9 protein-coding genes and 1 pseudogene are annotated in these 10,050 nt (G+C 69.6%); 8 read left to right on the forward strand and 2 right to left on the reverse strand.

Translation table 11 applies throughout. The features are described from left to right. Together ACQKIP_RS29835 and ACQKIP_RS29840 are read left to right on the forward strand one after the other, a co-directional pair. A partial coding sequence (locus ACQKIP_RS29835) for a DUF5919 domain-containing protein (RefSeq protein WP_427744652.1) occupies positions 1-573 on the forward strand: 573 nt, incomplete at its 5' end. Between the two features lie 125 nt (positions 574-698). Continuing rightward, positions 699-1,430 carry a 3'-5' exonuclease gene (locus tag ACQKIP_RS29840; RefSeq protein ID WP_365858626.1) on the forward strand — a complete coding sequence of 244 codons (732 nt, stop codon included), beginning with the start codon at positions 699-701 and terminating at the stop codon, positions 1,428-1,430. A 61-nt stretch (positions 1,431-1,491) separates the two neighbouring features. On the opposite strand, the gene ACQKIP_RS29845 is transcribed toward ACQKIP_RS29840, so the two are convergent. Then, positions 1,492-2,346, reverse strand: coding sequence for a phosphotransferase enzyme family protein (locus ACQKIP_RS29845; RefSeq protein ID WP_365858628.1), 855 nt, complete (start codon positions 2,344-2,346; stop codon positions 1,492-1,494). 172 nt (positions 2,347-2,518) lie between these two features. On the opposite strand from ACQKIP_RS29845, the gene ACQKIP_RS29850 reads away from it, so the two are divergent. The 3 genes from ACQKIP_RS29850 to ACQKIP_RS29860 are packed head-to-tail and all read left to right on the forward strand — an operon-like array spanning position 2,519 to position 5,570. Then, complete coding sequence (locus ACQKIP_RS29850) at positions 2,519-3,442, forward strand: carbohydrate ABC transporter permease (protein ID WP_365858630.1); 924 nt, start codon at positions 2,519-2,521, stop codon at positions 3,440-3,442. Continuing rightward, positions 3,439-4,275 carry a carbohydrate ABC transporter permease gene (locus tag ACQKIP_RS29855; RefSeq protein ID WP_427744655.1) on the forward strand — a complete coding sequence of 279 codons (837 nt, stop codon included), beginning with the start codon at positions 3,439-3,441 and terminating at the stop codon, positions 4,273-4,275. The genes ACQKIP_RS29850 and ACQKIP_RS29855 overlap by 4 nt, the downstream gene beginning before the upstream one ends. Beyond that, entirely contained in the window at positions 4,275-5,570 is a 1,296-nt protein-coding gene (locus tag ACQKIP_RS29860; protein WP_365858632.1) for an ABC transporter substrate-binding protein, read from the forward strand. The genes ACQKIP_RS29855 and ACQKIP_RS29860 overlap by 1 nt, the downstream gene beginning before the upstream one ends. 42 nt (positions 5,571-5,612) lie before the next feature. Here the strand turns inward: ACQKIP_RS29860 and ACQKIP_RS29865 are convergent, their stop codons facing one another. Next, the gene (locus ACQKIP_RS29865; RefSeq protein ID WP_427744658.1) at positions 5,613-6,719 is read right to left on the reverse strand and encodes a hypothetical protein; all 1,107 of its coding nucleotides are present in this window, start codon (positions 6,717-6,719) and stop codon (positions 5,613-5,615) included. A gap of 111 nt (positions 6,720-6,830) precedes the next feature. Here ACQKIP_RS29865 and ACQKIP_RS29870 point away from each other — a divergent pair, with 111 nt between their 5' ends. The 3 genes and pseudogenes from ACQKIP_RS29870 to ACQKIP_RS29880 all read left to right on the forward strand — a co-directional run bounded on the left by ACQKIP_RS29870 (position 6,831) and on the right by ACQKIP_RS29880 (position 9,815). Then, complete coding sequence (locus ACQKIP_RS29870) at positions 6,831-7,277, forward strand: MarR family winged helix-turn-helix transcriptional regulator (protein ID WP_365858636.1); 447 nt, start codon at positions 6,831-6,833, stop codon at positions 7,275-7,277. Between the two features lie 13 nt (positions 7,278-7,290). Further along, positions 7,291-8,566: pseudogene (gene mgt, locus ACQKIP_RS29875) on the forward strand (macrolide-inactivating glycosyltransferase). Between the two features lie 268 nt (positions 8,567-8,834). Then, the gene (locus ACQKIP_RS29880) at positions 8,835-9,815 is read left to right on the forward strand and encodes a CDP-alcohol phosphatidyltransferase family protein (protein ID WP_365858638.1); all 981 of its coding nucleotides are present in this window, start codon (positions 8,835-8,837) and stop codon (positions 9,813-9,815) included. Positions 9,816-10,050 lie beyond the last annotated feature (235 nt).

Genomic DNA, 10,050 nt, shown 5'->3' on the forward strand with positions numbered 1-10,050 from the left:
CGGTACGCGGACGTGGTGGGCGTCCACTCGGACCGGGTGCGGCTGCTGCGGCAGTTTCCCGCCGAGGACATCTTCGGCGGGGCCCGCCGCCTCGACGCGATCGGGATAGGCCTGAACCTCCTGGTCCAGAACTTCTCCGGGCGCCGCCTCGTCCGGCTCGCGGAGTCCGGCTGCCGGGTGCGGCTGCTCTTCCTCAATCCGGCGAGCAGCGCGGTCAAGCGCCGGGAGCGTGAACTGGGCCTGAAGCGGGGCGAGCTGAGCCGCAGCGTCGAGATGAACATCCTGCACATGCGCCGGGTGCGGGCCCGGCTGCGCGATCCGGGCGCCTTCGAGATCCAGGTCTTCGACGAGACGCCGCGCTTCACCGCGTATCTGGTCGACGGGGACGGCGCGGACGGGATCGCGGTCGTCCAGTCGTACCTGCGCAGGACGCGGGGGATGGAGGCGCCGGTGCTCGTGCTGCGCGGCGGACGCCGGGTGGTGAAGGCGGACGAGCCGGACGACAACGGACTCTTCGAGACGTACCGGGAGGAGTTCGAACTGGCCTGGACGGACTCACGGCCGGTCTCCTGAGCCGCCGGGGCCGGCGACCCCGACCTGAGCGGAGAGCGGGAAGCGGAACGTGCGCCTCGGATTGTCAGTGGCGCGTGGGAACCTGGTGGTCAATGGGGGAAAGCACCACAGAGAAGGGGGCGGCCATGGGCTGGCACCGGGAGCTGCTGATCGGTTTCGACCTGGAGACGACCGGGACGGATCCGCACGAGGCGCGCATCGTCACGGCGGCGGTCATCGAGGTCAGGGCCGGCGAGACGCTGGGCCGCAGGGAATGGCTCGCCGACCCGGGGGTCGAGATCCCGGCGGAGGCCGTCGCGGTGCACGGCATCTCGAACGAACGGGCCACGGCGGACGGCAGACCGGCCGCGGAGGTCGCCGAGGCGATAGCAGCCGTCCTCGTGTCGTACTGGCAGTCGGGCGTCCCCGTCGTCGCGTACAACGCCACCTTCGACCTCACCCTGCTCTCCGCCGAGTTGCACCGGCACGGCCTGCCGTCCCTGCGCGAGCGCCTGGGCGGCGCGGAACCGGCCCCGGTCATCGACCCGTACGCGATCGACCGCTCCGTCGAGCGCTACCGCAAGGGCAAGCGGAACCTGGAAGCGGTCTGCACGGAGTACGGAGTCCTGCTCGAATCCGCCCATGACGCCACGTCGGACGCCCTGGCCGCGGCCCGCCTTGCGACCGCGATAGCCGACCGTCACCCCAAGCTGGCGGCCTTCGGCCCCGCCGAGCTGCACCGCCGCCAGATCGACTGGTATGCGCAGTGGGCGGCGGACTTCCAGAAGTTCCTGCGGAAGAAGGGGCAGGAGGACGCGGTGGTGGACGGCACGTGGCCGCTGCGGGAGCAGTTCAGCGAGTCCGCGTCCGAAGTCTGAGGCAGCGCGGAAAGGCACTGCGGAACAGGCACGGCGGAAGAGGCACCTCGCCGAAGGCACCTCAGAAGGGGTACCACCGCACACCCGGGTCCCCGTCGCGCAGTGAGGCGACCCGGCGGCGGAACTCGGCAAGGGCCTTCGGGTTGCCGGGAGCGTGCTGCGCGACCCACGCACAGCTCGCCGTTTCCCGCGCACCCCGGAGCACCGCGCACCCCTCCCACTCCCGCACGTCCCAGCCGTACCGCGCGACGAACCCGTCGTAGGCCTCGGCAGCCAGTCCGTACCGGTCGCGCGAGAGCGCCATCACCACGAGATCGTGCTCCCGCAGGTCGGCGGAGAAGGTCTCCAGATCCACCAGGACCGGACCGTCCGCGCCCACGAGGACATTGCGGGGGAGAGCGTCGCCATGAATGGGACCGGGAGCAAGACGGGGAGTGAGCGCCGCTGCCGCCGCTTCGAAGCCGTCCCTGCGCTCGCGCAGATAGTCCGCGTCCCCGGCGTCGATCGCGTCACCGGCGAGCCGCAGCCACCGCTCGACCCCGCCCAGGAGCTCGCGCCGGGGCAGCTCGAAGCCGGGCGCGTCAAGCGCGTGCACGAGGCGGAGGAGCCCGGCGAGGTCGCGCGGCTCTGCCGGACGCACGGCGTCCGGCAGCCGGTGCCACACCGTCACCGGGTGCCCGTCCACCAGGCGGGGCCCGTCCTCGGCCGCCCGTACGGCAGGCACGTCCGACTTCTCGAGCCACCGCGCGACCCGCAACTCCCGCCGCGCACGGTCGAGGAGCTCCGGCGCCGCCCGCCCGACCTTGAACACCGAGTCGCCGTCGGCGAACACCGCGTTCTCGCCGAGTGCGAGCAGCGCCGCGTCCCGCCCGAGCCCCGCAGCGCTCAGTACGTCCCTTGCCCGCGCCTCGTCCATCCGCTTCCTCCCGCACCGCTTGCTCTGTCCGCCCGACACATTCTCCCATTTGCACAGGCCAAGAGGCTGCCGGGCCTGCGCAGCTGCTTGACGTATCAAGATCCCATCAGCACGATGACGGGGGCCGCCTGGGCGGCCAAACCCCGATGAGCCGCCCAAAGGAGCCGATTCCGTGACATTGGCGACCGCAACGAAGCGGTCAGCGAAAGGCGCGTCCGACCGCAGAGGCGCGGACCACGGCGCCTGGTTCCTGGTCCTTCCCGCACTGATCCCGATCCTGATCCTCAGCGTGGTCCCGCTGCTCTACGGCATCACGCTCGCCTTCACCGACTCCCAGTCGGGACGCACCGAGCCGACCCAGTGGGTCGGCGCCCTCAACTTCCAGGACCTGCTGCACGACACGCTGTTCTGGGACTCCTTCCGCATCGGCCTGCTGTGGGCGTTCGGCGTCACCGTGCCGCAGTTCTTCCTCGCCCTCGGTCTCGCTCTCCTGCTCAACCAGCCGCTGCGGATGCGCTGGCTCGCGCGGGCGCTGGCGATCATCCCCTGGGCGATGCCCGAGGTGGTCGTCGGCATCATGTGGCGGCTCGTCTACCACCCGGACGCGGGCGTCCTGAACGAGACGATGTCCACCCTCGGCCTCGGCGACGGCAAGGACTGGCTGACCGGCACCTCCACCGCGCTCCTGGCCGTCATCGTGGTCGGCGTGTGGGCCGGGATGCCGCAGACCACCGTCGCGCTCCTCGCCGGGTTGCAGAACACCCCGCGCGAACTGCACGAGGCCGCCGCGATGGACGGAGCGGGCGCCTGGCGCCGCTTCCGTACCGTCACCTGGCCCGCGATCAAACCGATCGCCCTGGCCATCACGGCGCTCAACTTCATCTGGAACTTCAATTCCTTCGCCCTGGTCTACGTCCTCACCCAGGGCGGCCCCGGCGGCCGCACCCGCCTGCCCATGCTGTTCGCCTACGAAGAGGCCTTCCGCTACGGCCAGTTCGGCTATGCCGCGGCCATGGGCTGCGTGATGGTCGCGGTGATCTCCGTGATCCTCGCCTTCTACCTCGTCGGCCGTCTGAAGGGAGCCGACGAGTCATGATGCGTACGAAGAAGTCCACGCGCACCGCGCAGTACGCGGCGCTCGCCGCCTATCTCGTCTTTCTCGCCTTCCCGTTCCTCTGGCTGGTCTCCACGGCCTTCAAGCCCGCACGTGAACTGGGAAGCCTGCATCCCACCTGGATCCCGAAGGATCCGACCCTGGAGAACTTCCGGCAGGCCTTCGACGAGCAGCCGCTGCTCCAGGCGGCGGGAAACTCCCTGGTCGCGGCGCTCAGCGCGTCCCTGATCGCGGTCGTCATCGCGACCCCCATGGCGTACGTCATGGCGCGGCACCGCAATCGCGTCTCGAAGGCGGCGACGGGCTGGGTGGTGATCAGCCAGGCGTTCCCCTTCGTCCTGATCATCATCCCGCTGTTCCTGATCCTGAAGAACCTGCACCTGATCAACTCGCTGCTCGGCCTGATCATGGTCTATGTGGTGTGGTCGCTGCCCTTCGCGCTGTGGATGCTCGTGGGGTATGTCCGCGCCGTCCCCGCCGAACTGGAGGAAGCGGCTGCCGTCGACGGCGCGAGCAAGGTGCGCACGTTCGTCTCGGTCGTCGCGCCCCTGCTCGCCCCCGGCATCGTCGCCACGGCGATGTTCGCCTTCATCACCGCATGGAACGAGTTCTTCTTCGCGCTCGTCCTGCTCAAGACCCCGGAGAAGCAGACCTTGCCGGTCATCCTCAACCGCTTCATCGGCACCGAGGGCGTCGCGGACCTCGGGCCGCTCGCCGCGGCGGCGTTCCTCGCGACCATCCCCTCGCTCGTCATCTTCGCGATCATCCAGAAGCGGATCACGGGCGGCATGCTGGCCGGGGCGGTGAAGGCCTGATGCGCGCGGCACCACGCCTCGTGACCGCCGCCACCGCGGCTCTCGCGCTGCTGCTCACCGGCTGCAGCGGCGATCCGGGCGACGACGACGGCAAGATCACCCTTCAGTTCCAGTCCCTGGCCTGGCAGAAGGAGTCCGTCGACGCCAACAAGGCGCTCGTCAAGGAGTGGAACGCCACCCATCCGGACGTCAAGGTCGAGTATGTCCAGGGCAGTTGGGACAGCGTCCACGACCAGCTGCTCACCTCCTTCGAGGGCGGCGAGGCGCCGGACATCATCCACGACGCCTCGGACGACCTCGCCGACTTCGCGTACGGCGGATATCTCGCGGACATCGGGGACCTGCTCCCCGAGCGCCTCAAGTCCGACATTCCGCGGCGCAGTTGGGAGACGGCGACCTTCGGGGACAAGGTCTACGGAGTTCCCTTCCTCCAGGAGCCGCGCGTACTGATCGCCAACGCGAAGTGGCTGAAGAAGTCGGGCGTACGGATTCCGACGCCCGGGAAGCCCTGGAGCTGGGCGGAGTTCCGGTCGGTCGCCAAGGAGCTGGGCGACGGCAAGGACGGGAAGTACGGCGTGGCATGGCCGCTCAAGGAGCCGGTGTCCGCGACGCTCAACCTCTCGCTGTCGACCGGCGGAAAGATGTTCCACCGGGGCGAGGACGGCAAGGTCGACGTCCGCTTCGACGCGGCCGACGAGATCATGCCGCGCACGGTCCACGACCAGGTCAACGTGGACAGGAGCGCGTCCGGCAGCACTCTGGGCATGGGGGGCTCCGACACGCTGCCGGGCTTCTTCGGCGGCAAGTACGCGATGGTCCCGCTCGGCTTCTCCTACCGCCAGCAGATCGTCCAGCAGGCGCCCGAGGGCTTCGACTGGCAGGTCCTTCCCGCACCGGCCGGGTCCGAGGGCCTCGCGCAGGGCGTCAGCCCGCAGACGCTCTCCGTCTCCGAGGACAGCCCGCACAAGAAGGAGGCGGCCGAGTTCATCGACTTCTTCCTCCAGCCGGACAACATGGTGAAGCTGGCGCGCGGCGACTGGATGCTGCCGACGGGCGAACAGGCGCTCAAAGACCCGGCCCTGCACACCGAGAAGAACGACTGGGCGGCCGGCACGGCTCTGGCGAAGGACCTGCGCCCGGCACCCGCGCAGTCCGTGCGCGGCTATCCGGAGTGGAAGGACAAGGTCGCCACCCCGGCGTTCCAGGAGTACTACAGCGGGGCGATCGACCTGGACGAACTGCGCAAGCGGCTGGTGGAGGACGGGAACCTGGTGCTCGCGCGCTACCAGCGGTGAGGCCGGGGGACAGGGGGGAATCGGGGGAGCCGGGGGAGCCGGTCACACCGCGACCGACTCCTCCATCTCCTCCTCCGCCTCCTCCTGCTCGGCCGCCTGCTCCCGTGCGGCGGAGCGAGGCGCGGCGGCGGGGACCGCCGCGGTCCGCTGCCGCCGTTCCCACAGTGCCGCGACGCCGACGAGCAGCAGGCCGAGCACCAGCCAGGCGGCCAGCGTCCAGACGTGCCCGCCGAGGCCGTACCCGCCGAAGTAGAGGTGGCTGCGGATGCCCTCGACGAAGCCGGCGCCGTTCCAGAAGGCGTGCAGCGAGCCGAAGAAGCCGTTCTGGAGCTCGGGCTCGAAGAGGCCGCCGGACGACGTGAAGTTGAGCATCACGAACAGGACCATCATCGCCAGCGTCGTCCAGCGCTTCAGGAACGTGTGCAGTCCGAGGCCGATGAAGAGGATGCCGGCCGAGTACAGCCACGCCATCGCCCACACCCCCCACAGGCCCTGGTGCGCCAGGTGGAAGACGGGCCCGGCGAGCGCCGCGCCGATCAGGCTCACGGCGAACGAGACACCGGCGGCGAGCCCCGCGCGGGCCCGCATCCGCATCCCGGCCCCGGCGGCGCCGAGCGCCGCCACCGACGCGTACGAGCCGATGCCCACCGCGACCAGCAGGAAGAACAGGCCCTGCCCGGTGGGGTCGTCGTCGACGGTCGGCGCCACGTCGCTGACCTTCGGCGCACCGCCCTGTTCCGCGGCTACCGGCGCGAAGACCTTCTCGACCGCCATGGCGCTCATGTCGGAGCCCGCGGTGGCCACGATCACCTCGGGGGACCGGGCGTCGGGGACGTACGCCCCCGATATGTCCATGGACCTGAGCGCGTCGACCGCCTGAGAGCGGGAGTCGACGGTCCGTACGTCGAGGGCGTCGCCCGCCTTGTCCTTGATCGTCTGGGCGAGGGCCTGTGTCTGCTCGCCCGATCCGACGACGGCGACCGGTAGTTCGTGCGGCTCGGGCGTGACGAAGGCGCCCATGTAGGCAAGGCCCATGCCCAGGCACATCAGCAGGGGCGTCACCAGATGGAGGAGGACGTGGCGCAGTGGTCCGGAAGCGGGTGCCGGGCCGGCGGGTGCCTTGTGGGCGGGCGCCGAGGTGGCGGTCATCGGGAGACCTCTCGCGACAGTCGATGGCCGACACGGTCGGTCGTCGATGGTTGGCATATACACACAATCTCGGTGTTGTACTGTACAACCATTCGTGGAGAGGGAAAAACCGTGACCGACCGGGACGGGTCCATCGAGATCATTCAGCGGGAGATGACGGCGTTCGCCCGGCGGGCCCGCGCCACCGCCGCGCGGATGCACCCCGAGCTGTCACTCGTGTCGTACACGCTCCTGAGTCACCTGGAGTACCAGGGTGGCTGCCGGGCTACGGACCTCGCGGCGCACTACACCCTGGACAAGTCGACGATCAGCAGGCAGGTGGGCGCCCTGGAGAAGGCCGGCCTCGTGGAGCGGCGCCTCGACCCCGCCGACCACCGGGTGCACGTGCTGCACCTCACCGGGCGGGGCATCGAAGTCCTGGCGCAGGTCACCGACGCGCGCCGGGTCGCGTTCCACGAGCGGCTCACGGGCTGGAGCGGGCCGGACCTGGAGAAGTTCGCCGAGTGCCTGCTGCGTTATAACGACGCCGCCTCGCGGAGCGGCGTGGACGTCGAGTAGGTCCCGCGGTCGGCTGCGGCGGCGCACACGGTTGCACGAGACGTCTCGTCTCGTTTAGAGTTCCGGGCATGACCACACGCCAGCGTGCCCATATCGCCATGTTCTCCATCGCCGCGCACGGGCACGTGAACCCGAGCCTCGAAGTGATCCGGGAACTCGTCGCCCGCGGTCACCGCGTCACGTACGCGATCCCGCACCTCTTCGCCGACAAGGTCGCCGAGGCCGGCGCCGAGCCCGTCCCGTTCGATACGACGCTGCCAGGCCCGGACGACGACCCCGAGGCCTGGGGGACCGAGCTGATCGACAACATCGAGCCGTTCCTCACCGAGGCGATCGAGACGCTGCCGCAACTGGCGGCGGCGTACGAGGGCGACGAACCGGACCTCGTCCTGTACGACATCACCTCGTACCCGGCGCGCGTGCTCGCCCGCCGCTGGGGCGTCCCCGAGATCTCGCTCTCGCCGAACCTCGTGGCCTGGGACGGCTACGAGGAAGAGGTGGCGGAGCCGATGTACGCCGAACTGAAGCAGACCGACCGCGGCCAGGCGTACTACGCGCGCTTCCACGCCTGGCTGGAGGGGAACGGGATCACCCAGCACCCCGACCCCTTCGTCGGGCGCCCGCCCCGCTCGCTCGTCCTGATCCCCAAGGCGCTCCAGCCGAACGCCGACCGGGTGGACGAGGCCGTGCACACCTTCGTCGGCGCCTGCCAGGGCGACCGCTCGGCGCAGGGTGACTGGCAACGCCCCGCCGACGCGGAGAAGGTGCTGCTCGTCTCGCTCGGTTCGTCCTTCACCAAGCAGCCCGGCTTCTACCGCGAGTGCGTCAAGGCGTTCGGGGACCTGCCCGGCTGGCACGTGGTGCTCCAGGTCGGCAGGCATGTCACGGCGGGCGAACTGGGGGACGTCCCGCGGAACGTGGAGGTCCGTCAGTGGGTGCCGCAGCTCGCGGTCCTCAAGCAGGCCGATGCCTTCATCACGCACGCCGGCGCGGGCGGCAGCCAGGAAGGGCTCGCCACCGCGACGCCGATGGTCGCCGTGCCGCAGGCCGTCGACCAGTTCGGCAACGCGGACATGCTCCAGGCGCTCGGGGTGGCCCGGCACGTGCCGATGGAGGAGGCCACGGCGCAGACGCTGCGGGACGCGGTGCTCGGTCTGACGGGCGACCCGGAGGTGGCGCGGCGTCTCGCCGGGGTGCGGGACGCGATGGCGGGGGAGGGCGGCACGAAGATGGCCGCCGATCTGATCGAGGAGGAGCTCACGAAGGCGACGGGACGGGACAAAATGTGACGCCGGTGGCGGTCCGGTGATGCATCCGGCTCGTCGGCGCGTGATGCCCGGGAATGCCTTTCCGTTGCACCCCGGGCATTTCTGTTACATATCTGTCGTTCGATAACGCTCAGGTAACGCAGGGTGGTTCTGGCATAGGTATTGACTCGTCTTGCCCGTTTGACCATTACCCCAGCCGAAAGGTTGCACGCTCGGCTACTTGTTAGTTGAACCAATTGCTTCTTAGCGTGAGGTGAACGTTCCGCGAACGCCAGGAAGTTGACCCCACATGCGACGAGACATACCGCCCCTCGACGAGGTGCGCCGCATCACGCAGAAGAAGCGTGACGCCTGGTGGACCGTGATTCTGGTCGATCCGGTCGCCACGCCGCTGGTGCGGTGGACGGCGATGCGGACCAGGATCACGCCCAACCAGATCACCTGGGGCGCGTTCTTGCTGGGGCTCGTCTCCGCGGGGTTCTTCGCGATGGGCGACTGGCAGTGGCTGGCCGTCGGTGCCGTCGTATATCACTGCAGCTTCATCCTCGACTGCATGGACGGAAAGGTCGCCCGTCTCACCGGCACCGGTTCGGTGTTCGGCGCCTGGCTGGACTTCGTATTCGACCGGATTCGCGTGATGGCGTGTGCGGTGGCCCTGATGGGCGGCCAGTTCCACCGCACCGGGGATGCCTTCTACATCTGGGCCGCGGTCGCCGTGGTCGCCCTCGACACCCTGCGCTACATCAACGGCCTGGAGATCTTCAAGATCCGGCACACCATGCGCAAGCAGATCAAGAGCCGCATGAGGGCGGCCCGCCGGGCCGAGAACGAGGCCGAGCTCGCCTTCATGGAGGACTTGCTGCGGGACAACCCCGAGGCCGACATCGAGCAGGACCTGCAGAAGACGCGAGCCGAGCAGGGCGTACCGGAAACCCCGCAGGCCCCCGAGGTCGCGCCCGCGCCCAAGCGACAGGTCATCGACCTGCACCAGGAGTTCCGGGGCAAGTTCCCGGCGTATCTGCGGGCCCGTTCCTTCCTGCTGCGCCACCGGATCCGTACCCACCTGGTGAGCGGCATCGAGTTCCAGATGGGCGTCTTCATGATCGGCCCGCTGTTCGACGTGGTGCTTCCGGCGACCATCGTCTCCGGCGCGCTGCTCCTCGTCTTCGAGCTGGCCATCATCTACAAGCTGCTGCTCTCGACGCGGGACTTCACGCGGACGATCGACTCCTTCGAGGAGCGCAAGATCATGGCAGGGGCCTCGGTGTAACAGCACCGGCTTCGCCTGGTTCGTCCTCAAACGCCGGACGGGCTGAGAGTATCCGGCCGGGCTGGATGCCTCCAGCCCGGCCGGCTTTTTCATGGGCGCAGGGTCACGCCCGTACCCGCTCCCCTCGCACAGGCACCGGCGCCTCCCCGACGGAGGGCTCGTCGTGCGTCATGTCCGGCAGCCACCGCAGCCACCGCGGCAGGTACCAGTTCCGCTCCCCGAGCAGCGCCATCAC

This window comes from Streptomyces sp. NPDC059900, assembly GCF_050270335.1.
GTDB lineage: Bacteria > Actinomycetota > Actinomycetes > Streptomycetales > Streptomycetaceae > Streptomyces.

What these genes read in the sequence shown, in the direction of transcription:
- ACQKIP_RS29845 (WP_365858628.1), bottom strand. Translation starts at nt 2,346, where the DNA reads ATGGACGAGGCGCGGGCAAGGGACGTACTGAGCGCTGCGGGGCTCGGG.
- ACQKIP_RS29840 (WP_365858626.1), top strand. Translation starts at nt 699, where the DNA reads ATGGGCTGGCACCGGGAGCTGCTGATCGGTTTCGACCTGGAGACGACC.
- ACQKIP_RS29880 (WP_365858638.1), top strand. Translation starts at nt 8,835, where the DNA reads ATGCGACGAGACATACCGCCCCTCGACGAGGTGCGCCGCATCACGCAG.
- ACQKIP_RS29865 (WP_427744658.1), bottom strand. Translation starts at nt 6,719, where the DNA reads ATGACCGCCACCTCGGCGCCCGCCCACAAGGCACCCGCCGGCCCGGCA.
- ACQKIP_RS29855 (WP_427744655.1), top strand. Translation starts at nt 3,439, where the DNA reads ATGATGCGTACGAAGAAGTCCACGCGCACCGCGCAGTACGCGGCGCTC.
- ACQKIP_RS29860 (WP_365858632.1), top strand. Translation starts at nt 4,275, where the DNA reads ATGCGCGCGGCACCACGCCTCGTGACCGCCGCCACCGCGGCTCTCGCG.